At 61.3% G+C, this 16,291-nt stretch carries 10 protein-coding genes, 1 rRNA gene and 1 pseudogene; 5 read left to right on the forward strand and 7 right to left on the reverse strand.

Features of this window, described 5'->3' with window-relative positions; all coding sequences use genetic code 11:
• The first annotated feature begins 91 nt into the window (after positions 1-91).
• A 5S ribosomal RNA gene (rrf, locus tag U873_RS0133910) occupies positions 92-207 on the forward strand.
• Positions 208-362: 155 nt separating this feature from the next.
• Here rrf and U873_RS0133915 read toward each other — a convergent pair.
• The 4 genes from U873_RS0133915 to U873_RS0133930 all read right to left on the reverse strand — a co-directional run bounded on the left by U873_RS0133915 (position 363) and on the right by U873_RS0133930 (position 5,720).
• Positions 363-1,544 (reverse strand): PepSY domain-containing protein, encoded by a 1,182-nt coding sequence (locus U873_RS0133915; RefSeq protein WP_025132463.1) that lies wholly within the window; start codon positions 1,542-1,544, stop codon positions 363-365.
• 70 nt (positions 1,545-1,614) lie between these two features.
• Positions 1,615-4,107 carry a TonB-dependent siderophore receptor gene (locus U873_RS0133920; protein WP_025132464.1) on the reverse strand — a complete coding sequence of 831 codons (2,493 nt, stop codon included), beginning with the start codon at positions 4,105-4,107 and terminating at the stop codon, positions 1,615-1,617.
• Positions 4,108-4,206: 99 nt separating this feature from the next.
• Positions 4,207-5,214 carry a FecR domain-containing protein gene (locus U873_RS0133925; protein WP_025132465.1) on the reverse strand — a complete coding sequence of 336 codons (1,008 nt, stop codon included), beginning with the start codon at positions 5,212-5,214 and terminating at the stop codon, positions 4,207-4,209.
• 5 nt (positions 5,215-5,219) lie between these two features.
• Positions 5,220-5,720 carry a sigma-70 family RNA polymerase sigma factor gene (locus tag U873_RS0133930; RefSeq protein ID WP_025132466.1) on the reverse strand — a complete coding sequence of 167 codons (501 nt, stop codon included), beginning with the start codon at positions 5,718-5,720 and terminating at the stop codon, positions 5,220-5,222.
• A gap of 314 nt (positions 5,721-6,034) precedes the next feature.
• Here U873_RS0133930 and U873_RS37780 point away from each other — a divergent pair.
• Together U873_RS37780 and U873_RS37785 are read left to right on the forward strand one after the other, a co-directional pair.
• Positions 6,035-7,060 (forward strand): annotated as a pseudogene (locus tag U873_RS37780) (cache domain-containing protein); the annotation flags it as partial.
• Positions 7,061-7,129: 69 nt separating this feature from the next.
• Positions 7,130-7,915, forward strand: a complete 786-nt coding sequence (locus U873_RS37785) for a methyl-accepting chemotaxis protein (RefSeq protein ID WP_371261384.1) — start codon at positions 7,130-7,132, stop codon at positions 7,913-7,915.
• Between the two features lie 69 nt (positions 7,916-7,984).
• On the opposite strand, the gene U873_RS0133940 is transcribed toward U873_RS37785, so the two are convergent.
• On the reverse strand, positions 7,985-8,749 hold the full coding sequence (locus tag U873_RS0133940) for a thioesterase II family protein (RefSeq protein ID WP_025132468.1): 765 nt from the start codon (positions 8,747-8,749) through the stop codon (positions 7,985-7,987).
• Positions 8,750-9,015: 266 nt separating this feature from the next.
• On the opposite strand from U873_RS0133940, the gene lapG reads away from it, so the two are divergent.
• A complete protein-coding gene (lapG, locus tag U873_RS0133945) occupies positions 9,016-9,708 on the forward strand; it encodes a cysteine protease LapG (protein WP_025132469.1) in 693 nt (230 codons plus the stop codon).
• A gap of 14 nt (positions 9,709-9,722) precedes the next feature.
• Positions 9,723-11,669, forward strand: coding sequence for a cyclic di-GMP receptor LapD (gene lapD, locus U873_RS0133950; protein ID WP_025132470.1), 1,947 nt, complete (start codon positions 9,723-9,725; stop codon positions 11,667-11,669).
• A gap of 38 nt (positions 11,670-11,707) precedes the next feature.
• Here lapD and U873_RS0133955 read toward each other — a convergent pair whose 3' ends face one another.
• Positions 11,708-12,046 (reverse strand): hypothetical protein, encoded by a 339-nt coding sequence (locus U873_RS0133955; RefSeq protein ID WP_025132471.1) that lies wholly within the window; start codon positions 12,044-12,046, stop codon positions 11,708-11,710.
• Between the two features lie 161 nt (positions 12,047-12,207).
• Positions 12,208-16,291 (reverse strand): immunoglobulin-like domain-containing protein (locus U873_RS0133960; protein ID WP_025132472.1); only part of this gene is annotated, 4,084 nt, incomplete at its 5' end.

The raw sequence follows: 16,291 nt of genomic DNA on the forward strand, positions 1-16,291 counted from the left end.
CGAAAGCAATTGGGGTTTTGTCTTTATAGTAGAAGTTACTGATTTCGCCGATACGTTGGCTTTCGAGCACAACGGGTTGGCCACAGAATTTCTTGACGACCATAGAGTGTTGGAACCACCTGATCCCATCCCGAACTCAGAAGTGAAACGATGCATCGCCGATGGTAGTGTGGGGTTTCCCCATGTGAGAGTAGGTCATCGTCAAGATTGAATTCCAAAACCCCTGTCTGCTTACGCAGACAGGGGTTTTGTTTTTGCGCTGAATAAAGCCATAAGGTGATACCGCGAGCACGAGGCGCAAGTCATTACTCATGCAGATCTGTGTCGAACAAGCGATCACGGGGACCGTTCCAGCCTGATCCCTACTCTCGGCCCCTGCGTATCTTGCCGCTTCTGCGAGCAATCAATTTGCGCCACCAAATGTAGATGCCTGTCAGCGACAGCATGGCGATCAGAATGCCCAAAGCAGCGATGATCAGCTGTCCCGTCATCCCGATGATCCTGCCTCCGTGTATCGGTAATTGCAGCCGATAGAAGCGTTCTCCCAGAGTGCCTTCCCCGGCTATTTCCTGGCCCAGTAGACGCCCATCCGTACCGTGGAAGAATAACCAGGATTTACCGTGAGCCTGGGTGTCGTGTTGGCCGAAGCCCGCTCCATAGAAGTTGTATTCGAAGCTGTAGTACAGCTCGCCAACAGCCTCCTTCAAACCCAGTCGCCGTCCCTCCTCCAAGGCTCGCTCATAAGCCTGTTGATAAGTCAGCCGGGTAACCCCCAGTTCTGCCGTAGGTTGGCGCCCACGGGCCTCATAGACACTCGGCTCGATGGCTGAGAACAATGACACCACCGGTTTGAAGACCTGGCTCGGCAGGTTCATCGCAACGCTACTGATGGCGATCGGCAGCAGTACCAGCCATAACCACAATCCACCTGCCCGATGCAGGTCGAAGTTGAGTCGGTAGGCATGCCCTCCCTTGATCTTCCAGGCTGTGGACCACTTGCGCCAGAATGGACGGCCACGGGGTAGGGTGAGCAGCAAGGCCACGAAACAATCGATGACCCAGGCAATGGCCACCAACCCCATTAACCAGAGCCCCCAGTTGCCGGGCAGGCTCAAGTTGTAGTGAAACTCGAGCAGAAACGGCATCAGGTTTTCCCGTTGGAAACAACAGGCTCCCCAGAAGCGTTGCCCCTGCTGCTCGGCACTGACCGGATCCAGATAAAACACCTGATTGCGCTCGGGGTAAGGCTGCCCGGTAGTTGGATCCTTGCGTGGCACTGCCGCCAGCAGCGCGGTGTGTCCTGCCTCCTGGGGATACTCCATGTACCAGACCTGCAGCCGTGGATGCTCGGCCTGCACTCGATCCACGAGAGACCCCGGGGCTAGTACCGGACCCTTTGCGGAGGCTTGATAGAACTGGGGATTGAGCCATTCATCCAACTCGTGGTGAAAGGCCAGGACACTCCCTGTCAGCCCTGCCAGCAACAGAAACAATGCAGTGGCTAGACCCATGTAGCGATGCAACAGAACCAGAACGGCGCGCATGACATTTTCCCGTAGAGACGACAAAGCCAGCGGCTGTTGGCAGGCGCTGGCTTTGTAGGAATCACCTTGATTAGAACTGGTAGCTCACCGTGGCAGCGACGTTGCGCTCTTCACCCAGGTAGCAGTAGCTCAGGCTCGCACAGGAGGCGACGTACGACTCGTTGGTCAGGTTGTTGGCATTCAGGCGTACATCCACTCCCTTCAGGCCGACCTTGCCCAGGTCATAGCCGATCGAAGCATCGAACAGGGTATAGGCCGGCGCCTTCATGCTGTTCTCGGCATCTGCCCAGCTGTAGCCCACATACCGCACGCCACCTCCCAGTCGCAGCCCATCGAGCGCCGCACTGTCGAACTTGTAGTCGGCCCACAGCGAAGCCATCTGCCGCGGCGCCTGGGTAGGAGAGTTGCCTTTGTTCTCGATCAGATTATTGGTGCTGCTCAAGGTACTGATCATCGACTTTGAATACTTGATGTCAGTGAAGGTGTAGCTGCCCAGCAGCTTCAGGTTGTCGCTCAGTTGCATGTGCGCTTCCAGCTCCAGGCCCTGGGAGCGAACGGCGCCCACCGCGCGGTAGAAGTTTTCCTGGGGCAGTTTCGACGCGAGGTTTTCCTGGTCGATGCGGAAAACCGAAGCGGTGAACAAGTGGTCGGTGCCCGGAGGCTGGTACTTCAGGCCCGCCTCCCATTGGGTGCCATCTGTGGGGGGAAGCGGATTGCCGGCGCTGTCGGCATAGGAGTTGGGGTTGAACGACTCTGAATAGCTGAGGTAGGGGGCCAGACCGTTGTCGAACAGATAGAGCACCCCTGCACGGCCGGTGAGCTTGGTGCGCTTGTCCGTGATCTCGGTACCCAGCGGACGCTTGTCCTCAGCCAGGCGGTTTTCATCCGAGGTTTCCACCCAGTCCTGGCGTAGCCCCAGTGAGAAGCGCCATTGGTTCAGCTCGATCAGATCTTGCAGGTACACGCCGGTCTGCTCCAGGCGTCGTACATAGCTGGTGTGGCTGTAGTAATTGATCGTCGAGTTGCCATACACCGGGTTGAATGCATTGATTGCCTGCAGCGTTCCCTGGTCCCAGTCCACCACGGTCTTGCGGCGCTGATAGTCGGCCCCCAGCAGCATCGTGTGTTTGACGTCACCGGTGAGGAATTCGGCCTGCAGCATGTTATCGACGATGAAGGAATGAAGCTTTTCATCCCCGCCCGAGTAGTAGCGGTTCAAGTCGTTGCTGGTGGTGTTGGTCCAGCCATAGGCATACACCTGATCGAGCTTCACCTTGGAGTCGAGGTAGCGGAAGTTCTGCCGCGCGGTGAAGACATCGTTGAAACGGTGTTCGAACTGATAGCCGAACGATTGCTGATCCCGCTTGTAGCCATCGATGCCGGGCTCACCCTCGAAGAAGTGCTCGGAAATACGCTGGCCGTTGCGTTGATTCAGGGTGCCGTTGGCCGGCATTCCGCCGTGGTAGCCGCCGTCAGGGTCATTTTGCAGGTAGGCCTGGAGCGTCAGGGAAGTGTCGTCGCTGAAGTCGATGCTCAAGGTCGGTGCCAGGGCAAAGCGCTTTTCTTGTGTGTGGTCGAACTGAGTGTCGGATTTGTCCGTCAGGCCGGTCAGGCGATAAGCAATGCGCTTGTCATCATCCAATGGCCCACTGAAATCGAACCCCAGCCCCTGCTTACCCTGGGTGCCTACTGTCGCCTGGATCTGGTGATAGGGCTCATAGAGCGGCTTCTTGCTGGTCAGGGCCACCAGGCCACCGGGCGAGCTGCGGCCATAGAGCACCGATGACGGCCCCTTGAGGATGTCCACCCGCTCGAGGAAATAGGGATCGACCTGCATGCTGCTGTAGGTACCGCTGTCGCCCATGGACTTGAGACCGTCCAGGTAGATGTTGTCCACCGAGCCGTCATTGAAGCCGCGCATCGCCACATAGTCGTAGCGGTGCGTGGCGCCATAGGGGTTGGTCAGTACACCGGGGGTATAGCGCATGGTCTGGGACACGGTCTGTGCGCCCTGATCGTCCATCTGCTCGCGGGTTACCACCGAAACGCTCTGGGACGTCTCCAGCAGCGCGGTGCTGGTTTTGGTGGCGATCTGACTGTGTGTCGCGTTGTAGCCTTCCATGTCTCCCAGGGCATTGCCCAGGGCAAAGCCCTTGACCTCGGTGGTCGGCAGGGCCAGGGCACTGCCTTGGGGCTCGGCGCGCAGGACATAACTGCTGCCATCCTGGCTGACCGCCTCAAGTCCCGAGTTCAGCAACAACTGGTTCAGGCCCTGGGTGATCGAATAATTGCCCTGCAGCCCGGGCGACTGACGGCCCTGAGTCTGGGCAGGAGTGCTCGCCAGGGTGATCCCTGCCTGGCGAGCGAACTGGTTGAGTGCATCGCTGAGATTGCCCGGCGCTACGTTATAGCTGTGGTGGGGAGCCTCTGCACCGTTGGTGGCGGCCTGCACCAGCGGCGCTATGGCCCCAAGGCCGATGCTGGAGCACAGCAGGGCGGCACGGACAGCGGGGCGTAAAGTCTGGGCGCAGAGAAAGCTTGGGCGGTGATCGCGGACAGTCATGATGGGTTCCGTTGAAGTCGCAGGAAGCAGATTGAAGTGCTTACTGACTAAGCCGGACGTCCAGCGCAAACCCGCCAAAAAAAATCTCGACAGGCCAACTCAAGCCACAGCTTCCAGGGTCACCCACCAGCGTGTGCGGTAGCGCAGCTGCACCGGCAGGGTCTGGGGTAGGATGGCCAGCAGCTTCTCGGTGTCTTCCAGGCGGAACACCCCGGACAGGCGCAAGTCGGCAATGGCCGCCGTGCATCCCAGGTAGCCATGGCGATAACGGCCCACCTCCAGCAGAAAATCATCCAGGCGCATGTTGCGAGTCACGATCAGGCCGTCGGCCCAGGCACCGACGTCCATTGCCAGCGGCGAGACCGGTTCTGCCAGTCGGTGATCGATCCGATAGTTCTGGCCCGCCTCTACTCGGGCGGTACGGCCGTCTGCAGTGTGCGGCGAATGAATGGCCACACTGCCGTGCGTCACGCTCAGGCGCGTACAGCGATCTTCCTGGCGCACCACGAAACGGGCATCGAAGCCTTCCAGCAGGGCGTGGCGACTCTCCACCAGCAGCGGACGCCGGATGCCGTCCTGATCGCCGCCACAAGACACCATGATTTCGCCATGGCGCAATTTGATCAGGCGTTGTTGCGCGTTGAAGTCCAGGTCTGCAGCACTGTTGGTATTGAGTTCCAGGCGGGTGCCGTCGGGCAGTTGGAAACCCCGTTGCTCGCCGACCGCCGTGGCGAAATCCGCGGTCCATTGTTGCCAGCCCAGCAGGTCGCCGCCGACCCAGGCGCTGGACCCCATGAGCAGGGCGCCACTGAGCAGTTTCAGGGCCTGGCGCCGGCCCAGGCGCTGACTGCTGTTTTCCAGGGTGTGCAATGCCACTTGGGCCCCGGGCACCGCTCGCAGGTTGGCATTGAGTTCCTGATGCAACGACTGCACCCGCTGCCAGGCCAGCTCGTGCTCCTGATGTGCGGCCCGCCACTGATCGCACTGCTGCTGCAGCTTGGAGTTGGCGCCGTTGTTGCGCAGGCGCAGCAGCCAGTTGATCGCCTGCTTGACCACCAGGTGATCGGGGTTGGGTTGGAGTGGCACACTGCCGGAATAGTTATCCACAGGCGTCAGCTCTCATAGCGCAGCAGGTAGCAGTGATAGAGCGCCTCGGCCACATAGCGCTCCACGGTGCGTAGGGACAGGCCCATCTGCTGGGCTATCTGCTTGTGGGTAAGTTCTTCGCACTGAGCCAGGAGAAACGCCTGGCGCACTTTGGGCTTCAATCCTTCGAGCATGCGCGCAATGCTTTCCAGCAGCTCTAGAATCAGTGTCCGAGCTTCAGCCCCGGGGGTCTCGGCTTCAGGTAAGTGGGCGATGGTTTCCAGGTAGGCGCGTTCGATTTCTTCACGTCGCCAATGATCGATCACCAGGCCCCGGGCGATGGTGCGCAAGAAGGCCCGTGGCGCCTTGAGCTCCAGGCGTTCGGTCTTCTGCAACAGGCGTACGAAAGTATCTTGGGCCAGGTCAGCAGCATCCGCGGCGTTGCCCAGGCGTTGACGCAACCAGCTGTTCAGCCAGCCATGATGATGGCTGTATAGCGTCTGTACGGCGAACTCGGGAGATGACATGGATGCGGACTGCCTGAGCGTCACAAATGATAATTAGTCGCATTGTCATTGAAGGTTTATCGATTTGGCAATAAGCAGGGCGCGGTCGGTCATCTGAAAACAGGCTGTGGATGCTCTGGCACACCGTTTGGCGGGATTCTGCAAATTCAGACGAGTAATTCAGATAAATCTCTAAGGGTTCGGGGATTCTTGCCGAAAAACTGATAAGACATGCGTGCACCAAAGTAGAGCGGTCAGAGAACATCGCCTGCGCTGTTACATGGAATGTTGCTTTACGGACGCATCCCCACTTTCGGCATAAGAAGTCCCATGAAATGAATCTCAAGTTCAGCCATAAAATCCTTTTGGCCGCCTCCGGCGTAGTGGTTCTCGCTTTTGCGTTGTTCACTTTGTACAACGACTACCTGCAGCGGAACACTATCCGACAGAACCTCGAATCCTCCATCCAGCAGGCTGGTGAACTGACCTCCAGCAGTGTGCAGAACTGGATGAGCGGGCGAATCCTGGTACTCGAGAACCTTGCACAGAACGTCGCTCACCAAGGCAGCAACGCCGACTTCCCCGGGCTGGTTGACCAGCCGGCCTTCACGTCGAACTTCCAGTTCACCTACGTCGGCCAGGCCAACGGCACCTTTACCCAGCGTCCCGACGCGAAGATGCCCGACGACTACGACCCCCGTCAGCGTCCCTGGTACAAACAAGCGGTAGCCGCCGACAAGACCATGCTGACCCCGCCCTACATGGCGGCTGTTGGTGGCCTGGTAGTGACCATCGCCATGCCGGTGAAGAAGCAGGGCGAATTGCTGGGCGTGGTCGGTGGTGACCTCAGCTTGGAAACACTGGTGAAAATCATCAACTCGGTGGACTTTGGCGGCCTCGGCCATGCCTTCCTGGTCAGTGCCGACGGTCAGGTGATCGTCAGCCCGGACAAGGACCAGGTGATGAAGAACCTCAAGGACATCTACCCGGGCGCCAATGTGCGGATCGAGAGTGGCAACCAGGAAGTGGTCCTCAACAAGCAGGAACGCATCCTTTCCTTCACCCCGGTGACCGGCCTGCCAAATGCGCAGTGGTACATCGGTCTGTCCATCGACAAGCAGAAGGCCTACGAGCCGCTTAGCCAGTTCCGCACTTCGGCGCTGATCGCGATGTTCATCGCCGTGGGCGTGATCGCGGTGCTGCTGACCCTGCTGATCCAGGTGCTGATGCGTCCACTGATCACCATGGGCCGCGCGATGCAGGACATTGCCCAGGGCGAGGGCGACTTGACCCGTCGCCTGGTCGTGGAAAGCAAGGACGAGTTCGGCGAACTGGGTAGTTCTTTCAACCAGTTCGTGGAACGGATTCACGCATCGATTTCCGAAGTGTCCTCGGCCACGCGCCAGGTTCACGATCTGTCGCAGCGGGTGATGGCTTCGTCCAACGCTTCGATCATCGGTTCCGACGAGCAGAGCGCCCGCACCAACAGCGTGGCCGCGGCGATCAACGAACTGGGGGCTGCCACCCAGGAAATCGCCCGCAACGCCGCCGATGCCTCGCAGCACGCCAGTGGCGCCAGCGATCAGGCCGACGACGGTCGCCAGGTGGTGGAGCAGACCATCCAGGCCATGACCGAGCTGTCGCAGAAGATCAGCCTGTCCTGCACCCAGATCGAAACCCTGAATGCCAGCACCGATAACATCGGGCACATTCTCGACGTGATCAAGGGCATCTCCCAGCAGACCAACCTGCTGGCCCTCAACGCTGCCATTGAAGCGGCCCGTGCCGGTGAAGCCGGGCGTGGTTTCGCCGTGGTTGCCGATGAAGTGCGCAACCTGGCCCACCGTACCCAGGAATCGGCGGAAGAGATCCACAAGATGATCACCTCGCTGCAGGTCGGCTCCCGCGAAGCGGTATCGACCATGAACGCCAGCCAGGCGTCCAGCGAAGAGAGCGTCGAAGTGGCCAACCAGGCTGGTGCACGGCTGATCAGCGTGACTCAGCGGATCGGCGAGATCGACGGCATGAACCAGTCGGTAGCCGCCGCGACCGAGGAGCAGACCGCGGTGGTCGAGACCCTCAACGTCGATATCAACCAGATCAACCTGCTGAACCAGCAGGGCGTCGCCAACCTCAATGAAACCCTGAAAGACTGCGATGCGCTGTCGCAGCAGGCCAGCCGCCTGAAACAGTTGGTCGACAGCTTCAAGATCTGAGGCAGCCCCGGCAAGACCCCAAGGCCCGCTCCTGCATGACTGCAGGGCGGGCTTTTTCATGGCCGGCGTTCAGGCCGGGAGCTCTCCCAGCAGCCCCAGGTGCGTATTGATCACCTGCAACAGGCGCTGGCGTTGCGACTTGATGAAGAAGTGGTTGCCGGCCACCTCGATCAGCTCGAACTCGCGCCCGGTGAACTCACGCCAGTTGAGCATGTGGTTGGCGGTCGCCAGTGGGTCTTCGCTGCCGTAGAAGGCGGTCAACGGAATGTCGAGGCAGCCGCTGGAGGTGTCGTACCAGGTCTCGAAGAGCTTCAAGCCATTGCGCAGCAAGCGTTCGTACGATTGCAGGTCGTTCTGCCCACGGGGCATTTCCAGGGGGCTGGCGCCGAGGGTCAGCAGCGCCTCGCGAAAGGCTGCGATTGGCAGCGAGTGCAGCAAGGGGCGCCGGGGCAGGCTGTCTGGGCTGCGACAGCCGGAGACGAACAGGTGGCGAGTCTTCCGGGGGAAATGTTCCTGGGCGTATTTACAGGTTTCGTACGCGAGCAAGGCGCCCAGGCCGTGGCCGAACAGGGCATGGGGTTTATCGAGCCAGGGGTCGAGGGCCGCAAAGGTGTTTTCCAGCAGGCTCGGCCAGTTGTCACAGGGCATTTCGTCGCGGCGCGGGCCATGGCCCGGCAGGTTGATCACCACCAACTCGATATGATCGGCAAGACCAGTCGACCACACCCGCAACTGTTCCGCCGCCGCTCCGGCCTGGGGAAAGCAGATCAAGCGGATCCGGGTGTTTTGCCCTGAATTGATCACCAGCGTCCATTGTCGGGTGTCGGTGTACACAGCTTTTCCTTAAGCAAGTGACAGGCGGGTGGTGGGGCCCCCAGCCTGCAGGTGGCTTCTAACATAGTGGCTGCTGCCGCTGAATGCACGCCTGGGCTCGGCAAATCCTTTATCCAACGCAGTGCCTGGAATGAGGGTTGCAGCTATTCTCTGAAGGTCCGTGCAGGCCCTTGCTCGGTGAGCGGTGATTGTAAGGTGCCATTGTTTTTTGCCGGGCCAGCCTGCACCATCAGCCGATTTACGACAGCTCCCATGGACTCATCGCATTGGCGGCACGTTTGACTCTTTCCCGGACCTTGCGCTGGTTCTGCTCGGCACTGCTGCTGGCAGGCGTGCTGTTGGGCAGCCTGCAGGCCGATTGGGACTTTTCCCTGATCAGCCGCCGTGCCACGGCGCTCTACGGTCCGCTGGGTGCGGGCCAGCAGCGCATCGATGCCTGGCAGCACTTGCTGGCCACGCAGAAGCAGGTGTCCGAGCCTGAGCAGTTGAAGGTGGTCAACCTGTTCTTCAACAAGAACATGCGCTATGTGGAAGACATCGATCTGTGGCACCAGGTGGATTACTGGGAGACGCCGATCGAGGCCTTGTGGAAGGGCGCCGGCGATTGCGAGGACTATGCGATCGCCAAGTACTTCAGCCTGCGCCACCTCGGGGTGTCCAGTGACAAACTGCGTATCACCTACGTCAAGGCCTTGCGCCAGAACCGTGCGCACATGGTCCTGACCTACTATTCCACGGCGGATGCCATGCCGCTGGTGCTCGACAGCCTGGAGGACTCGATCCGCCCGGCCAGCGAGCGTACCGACTTGCTGCCGGTGTATTCCTTCAATGCCGAGGGGCTGTGGCTGCCGGGGGCCAAGGGCAACAAGCGGGTCGGCGACACCAAGCGCCTGTCCCGTTGGCAGGATGTGCTGAAAAAAATGCAGGCCGAAGGTTTTCCGGTCGAGACGACTAACTAGGAGCACGAGCTCAGATGTCTTTGTTCAAACAACTGTTGATCGCAATCTGTGTGTTCCTGGTGGTCGCCTTTAGCGGCAGCTTCATGGTCAGCCTGGAAAGTTCGCGCACCCAGTACGTCAACCAGCTGCGCTCCCACGCCCAGGATGCCGCCACGGCGCTGGCCCTGTCGCTGACCCCGAACATCGATGACCCGGCGATGGTCGAGCTGATGGTCAGCTCGATCTTCGACAGCGGTTATTACGCCAGCATCCGCGTGGTGGACTTGGCGACCGACAAGACCATCGTCGAGCGCAGTGGCATTCCGGAAGTCGGCAACGTACCCCAGTGGTTCGTCAAGCTGATTGGCCTGGAGCCGGCCGGCGGCGACGCCATCGTCAGCCGTGGCTGGGAGCAGGCCGCGCGGGTCGAGGTGCTCAGTCACCCGATGTTCGCGGTGGCCAAGCTCTGGCAGAGCGCTCTGGGCAGCCTGGGCTGGTTGTTGATCTGCGGAGCTGTGAGCGCAGTACTCGGTGCGCTGCTGCTGCGTCGCCAGCTCAAGCCCCTGGACTACATGGTGCAACAATCCCACGCGATCGCCCGTCGCGAGTTCCTCAGCCTGCCACAGCTGCCCCGCACCCCGGAGTTGCGTCGGGTGGTGCAGGCGATGAACCAGATGGTCGAGAAGCTCAAGGCGCTGTTCCAGGAGCAGGCCGAGCGCAGCGAGAAGCTGCGCATCGAGTCCTATCAGGACAGCCTGACCGGGCTGGCCAACCGCCGGTATTTCGAGATGCAGCTCAATGCCCGGTTGAGCAACCCGGAGCAGGCCAGCTCAGGTTACCTGCTGCTGTTGCGGGTCAAGGACCTGGCTGGGCTGAACCAGCGCCTGGGCGGGCAGCGCACTGACCAGCTGTTGCAGGCCGTGGGCGAGCAATTGCTGCGCGAGTGCAACAAGTACCCGGAAACCCACAACCTGGTAACCCGGGTCCGTGGTGGCGAGTTTGCCGTGCTGGCGCCGGGGCTGGTGCGCGAAGAAGCGATCCAGCTGGCCCAGAACCTGGACAGCGCCCTGGGTAACCTGCATGCCACCGGTGCCACCGATGTGGCCTCGGTCGCCTCCATCGGCCTGGCGGCCTTTGCCCATGGTGATTCGCTGCAAGCAGTGCTGAGCCTCGGCGATCAGGCCCTGGCCCAGGCCGAAGCCCAGGGTGATGCCGGCTGGGCGTGCCTGGATCAGGGCGTCAGTGCCCGAGGCGGGGATGACCATCATGCCTGGCACCGCTTGCTGGACCAGGCGCTGGCGGAACAACGCTTCCAGTTGTATTTCCAACCGGTGGTGGCGGCCCAGGACACTACGCTGGTGCTGCATTACAAGGTGTTGTCGCGGTTGCTGGACGAGCAGGGCCAGACCATCCCGGCCGGACACTTCCTGCCATGGCTGGAACGCTTCGCCTGGACCTCGCGCCTGGACCAGCTGATGCTCGAACAGGTGTTGAAGCAGATGGCCGGGCACCAGCACAGTCTGGCCCTGAACCTCTCGGCAGCTACCCTGGCGGATCCTCAGGCCCTGAACCAAGTGTTCGAGACTCTGCGCCAGCACTCCGACCTGGGCTCGCGCCTGACCCTGGAAATCGGTGAAGAGCAACTGCCCGAACAGATCCAGCTGGAACAGTTGACCCGGCGCCTGCGGGAGCTGGGTTTCTCCCTCAGCCTGCAGCGTTTTGGTGGCCGCTTCAGCATGATCGGCAACCTGGCGCGCCTGGGCCTGGCCTACCTGAAGATCGATGGCAGCTACATCCGCGACATCGATCAGGAAAGCGACAAGCGCCTGTTCATCGAGGCCATCCAGCGGGCGGCCCACAGCATCGACCTGCCGCTGATTGCCGAGCGGGTCGAGACCGCGGGAGAGCTGCAGGTGATTCGCGAGATGGGACTGTATGGCGTGCAGGGGCAACTGTTCGGCGAGCCGGCGCCCTGGCGTTGAGGGGCTGATGCCGCCTTCGCCGGCTTGCCGGCGAAGCGTCAGATCAATCCGGTCTCGTCATCATTGATCAACCGGCTCAGGCCACCCAGGGCCTCACGGGCCTGGCTGCGATCCATCAACTTGGCCTGGGCCGCTGTCGGCAAGTCGGTGACGCGGATCACTCCCTTACTGGTCAGGACCTGAATCAGGTCGTCGAGTACCCGGATCATCTCCAGGTCGCTTTGCTTGAGCTGCTTGAGACTGACCTCTACTGCCTCATTGGCATACCAGGTCTGGATCTCGTGGTGATCGGCGGGCAGGGTCTCGGTGGCCTCGGCAAACGCGGCGGCTTCCACGCGAACCAGCTGACCTTGTGCATCGCGTTGCACGTAGAACATGGCAAATCCCTCAGGCATGTGTTTCGGCGTCGGGCTGTCAGGAGCATAGGCTAACCCCGCATTCAGAGCGCGAGTATGCGGTGCGCCGAGACAATCGTCACGGCGCATGCGGTTTGCCAGGCCCTGACAGCCACCCGTGACGGGTGGCTGGCCCAGGCCGATCAGCTGTTGTTGTGGTCGATCTTGATGGTCGGGTCGCTGCCGGCGATCAACGAGTTGATGTTGGCATTGGACCAGTTGTTGCCTTCCAGCTTGATCGTTACGTCGGCGTTGGCCAGGCCCCCGGCGGCGTTGAGCTTGCCTTCGGAGCTGACCTGCAGGGTCGAAACCCCGTCCACGGTGGTGATCTTGAGGAAGTTGTCGATGGTGCTGCCGCTTTCGCCCTGCAGCAGGTCGCGCAGGTCGATACGGTCGCCTTCGCTGGCCTTGAAGTCCTTGATCACGTCGTTGCCGGTGTCGCCCGCCTTCCAGACGAAGGTGTCGGCACCCGAGCCACCGATCAGGATGTCATTGCCCGCGCCGCCGATCAGGGTGTCGTTGCCGGTACCACCCAAGAGGATGTCGTTGCCCTTGCCACCGTCGAGCAGGTCGTTGCCGCCCTGGCCGAAGAGGATGTCGTTGCCGGCGCCTCCCAGCAGAGTGTCGTTGCCGTCGTGGCTGCCGGAGACATCGAACTCGGTGTAGTGCTCGGTGATGTACTGGTGCACGTTGCTGGTGGTGACCTTGCTGACATCGACACCGCTCTGCTTGGCCACATAGGCCTGGATCGCCTGGTAACCCTCGCCGGCGATGCCGTTGAAGCTCACCAGGTCGCCGAACAGGATGTCGTTGCCATTGCCGCCGCTGACGGTGTCCGCCCCCGGCATGGTGGCTTCGGTATGGCCGATGATCGAGTTGGCCAGGTCGTTCGGGTCGATGTTGGTCTGTGGCTTGCCATCGCTGTCGTAGGGCTTGAGGTCGTTGAGGCTGACACCGTTGTTGATGCCAATGGCTTCCACGGTCGACAGGCCGCTGAGCAAGGCAAAGCCGCTGCTGGAGTTAATGGAGGTGTAGTAATCCGTGCTGTTGCCGGTACCCGCCAGGTTCGACAGCTCATAGGTGCCGTCACCCTGGGCGTGCAGGGTGCCCAGGGTCTTGTAGTCCCAGGTCCTGCCATTGTCGGTCTGCAGGACCACCGTGCCGGCGTTGTTCACCGTCAGGTAGTGGGTACTGTCGATGTAGGTGCTGAAGCTATTCCCCAGCTTGTAGTTGCTGGTGGTCACCACGTCATCGAGGTACACGTTGCCGTACAGCCTCGGGTTGGTCTGCTCGCCGCTCTGGTAGAAGGTCGGCTGGCCGTCGGTGATGAAGTACGTCAGGTTGGTGGCGTTGCTGTTGCCGGTGGCCTGGCTGCTCTTGAAGAAGTTGGCCGTGGCCTTGAACACGTCTTCGTAGTTGGTGCCGCCGCCGGAAGACATCGAGTCCAGTACCGCCTTGAGCTGGGCCAGGGCGTTCGGGTCGTTGAGGTTCACCGACACCGACTTGTTGACCTGGGTATCGAAGTCCGCGAGGAAGATGTTCACCGTGCCCGAACCACTGCCGCCGATGCTGTTCTTCAAGGTGTTGAAGACCGAGGTCAGCGAATTCTTGGCAGCGGTGATCGAAGCGCTGCTCATGCTGCCCGAGCTGTCCACCATGAAGGCGATGTTGTAGTTGGTGCCCGGGACAACGGTCAGGCCGCCGATGTCGGCCACCACGATGTCATTGCCGTCGGTGCCGATGACGGTGTCGTCGCCCGAGGTCGCTACCACGGCGTTGTAGGTCGCCGGGTAGACCTTGACCGGGATCTGCGCCGAAGTGCTGGCAGAGCCGCCCAGAGACTCGGTGGAGGTCGAGGTCACGTTGAGGTTGAACGTGCCGTTGTAGTACGGCGGCGGCGTGACTGTCAGGCTGCCCAGGTTCCAGCCGGTGACATTGGCTTCACCGTTGGTTGCGGTGGCGGTGAAGGTGTGCCCGGCGCCATCGCTGAGTACCGAGCCGGCCGGGATGCCGCTGATCTTCACGCTCAGGGTTTCCGATCCGTCGGTATCGGTCAGAGCGGTGGTGATCTTCGCCAGCTTGACGCTGCCGCCTTCGGCGCCTTCATTGAGCTTGTAGCCGTCGTAGTAGCCCTCGCCGTTGCTGCCGTGCAGGTCAGAAAGGGTGACGCCGGCATTGTTCAGCGCAGTTTCGTTGGGGTACATCGGGATGTTGGAGCTGCTCAGGTCGACAGCCGCACCGCCATTGACCGACAGGTTGACGTCGTAGCTCCCCGGGCCGCTCTGGTTGGCATGGTAGATGTCCAGGGTGTAGTAGCCGCTGGTGGTCGGGGTGAACGAGCCGCTGATGCCGCCGCCCGAGCCCCAGAGCGCGGTTGCCACGTTCTTGCCGCCGATGGTGATCAGCAGGCTGTCATCGCCGCTACCACTGAAGCTGTAGGTCTTGCCGGCTTCCAGGTAGATCAGGCCGGAAGTCTTCGAGCCGCTGCCACTTGCGACGTTGGCATCGGACTGGGCATTGGTCACTGTCGAGCTGCTGGTCGGATTGCCGGAGTTGTTGAACACCGCCTTGAGCGCATCGCCGGTAATGCCGTTGCCGTTGGTTCCCAGGCCGTTGAGGCTGGTCCAGGACTCCTTGAGCAGGCCGATGGAGTTCACGCTGTTGTTCGCCACGCCCAGGCTCGGCGCATCGGCCACCGGAGTGATGTCGATGTTCACCGTGCCGGTGTTGCCCAGGGCCTGGCCGTCAGTGGGCTGGAACTTGATCTGTGCGTAATCCGCCTGCTGGTTGCCCACACCGCTGCCGCCGTAACCATTGGTGCCGGATTCATTGGCATCAGGGGTGAAGCGCAACTTGCCGGCATCGATATCGGCCTTGCTGAAGGTCTGGTTGTTGGCCACGTCCTTCCAGGTCGAGCCGTCGAGGTACTGCAGCTTGCCGTCGCTCGGCAGCTGGGTGATTTTCACCCCGAGGCTGGCCGCCGGGCTGTCGACATCACTGACGCCGAAGTTGGACCAGGTCAGGGCCAGTGCGGTGTCTTCGGTGCCGGTCACGGCGCCGCCGGTGGCGACTGGAGCATCGTTCACCGCCACCACGTTGACCGTGGTGGTGGCAACGTTGGAGTAGTTGCCGCCATCGGTCACGGTCACGGTAATGGTCCGTGGCGTGGTGCTCGGGTCTTCACTGCTGTTGGTGAAGGTGATGTTCTTGATCTGCTGCATGTAGTCGGCCAGCGTCGCGTTGCCCGACAGGGTCAGGGTGATCTTGCCGGTGGCAGGGTCCGTGGCCGAGGTGACGGTGATGCCGTTGACCTTGCCGACATTCAGCGCGTCGCCTGGCTGAGTATTGGTCAGGACCACGGTGGCGCCGGTCAGCTGGGTGCTGTCCGGGTCGGTGATCTTGATGTCGGTGTCGGCAATCGATACAGCGCTGCCGCCTTCGGTGAACGTGGTCTTGTAGTCAGCGCCGGTGGCACCACTGGAGTTGTTGGCATCCAGGTCGATGACCGGTGGTGCATCGTTGTCGATGATCGAGGTGGAGACGCTGCCATTGGTGTCGCTGACCACCAGCTTCTCGAAGTTGCCGCCCGTGGCCGAGTCGATCTTGACCACGAAGTTTTCCGTGCTCTCGGTGATCTTGTCGTCGATGGTGGCCACGTTGAAGGTAGCGCTGCTGGCGCCGGCCGGGATCTTCACGGTGTACACCCCGGTGAAGTCCGAGCCGTCGGTGGCGGTGCCGCTGTAGCTGATCTTCAGGGTGACTTCGGTTTGCGCCGGGTGGGTCAGGCTCACGGTGTAGCTGGCGGTCTGGCCTTCGGTGACCGAGGCGCTGCCGGTGATGCTGACCGAAGTGGTGTCCACGGTATCGGTGACGTTGGTCACTGCCGGGGTGGTATCCGAGACCAGTTTCTCGAAATTGCCACCGGTGGCGCTGGTGATGCTGGCGTTGACCTTGCCGGCGTCGAGATAGACGTCATCTGCCGGTGCGGCGACGGTGACAGTGCCCGAGGTCGCGCCAGCAGCGATGGTGATCACTGCGCCGTTGCTCAGGGTCACGGTCACAGGCGTGCCTGCGGCGTTGGTCAGGGTCGCGGTGTAGATGATCTGGCCACCTTCCGCCACGGTGCCGGTGGCACTGAGGCTGAGGTTGGTGGTGTCGACGGTATCGGTCACGGTGGTGCTGACCGGTGTCTTGTCGGCCACCAGTTTCTCGTAGTTGCCGCCGCTG

The sequence above is a fragment of the Pseudomonas sp. PH1b genome, assembly GCF_000633395.1.
Classification (GTDB): domain Bacteria; phylum Pseudomonadota; class Gammaproteobacteria; order Pseudomonadales; family Pseudomonadaceae; genus Aquipseudomonas.

Bases quoted from the DNA above. Each gene is read 5' to 3' on its own strand.
- U873_RS0133915 (WP_025132463.1), bottom strand. From the start codon at position 1,544: ATGCGCGCCGTTCTGGTTCTGTTGCATCGCTACATGGGTCTAGCCACT.
- U873_RS0133920 (WP_025132464.1), bottom strand. From the start codon at position 4,107: ATGACTGTCCGCGATCACCGCCCAAGCTTTCTCTGCGCCCAGACTTTA.
- U873_RS0133930 (WP_025132466.1), bottom strand. From the start codon at position 5,720: ATGTCATCTCCCGAGTTCGCCGTACAGACGCTATACAGCCATCATCAT.
- U873_RS37785 (WP_371261384.1), top strand. From the start codon at position 7,130: ATGGCTTCGTCCAACGCTTCGATCATCGGTTCCGACGAGCAGAGCGCC.
- lapD (WP_025132470.1), top strand. From the start codon at position 9,723: ATGTCTTTGTTCAAACAACTGTTGATCGCAATCTGTGTGTTCCTGGTG.
- U873_RS0133955 (WP_025132471.1), bottom strand. From the start codon at position 12,046: ATGTTCTACGTGCAACGCGATGCACAAGGTCAGCTGGTTCGCGTGGAA.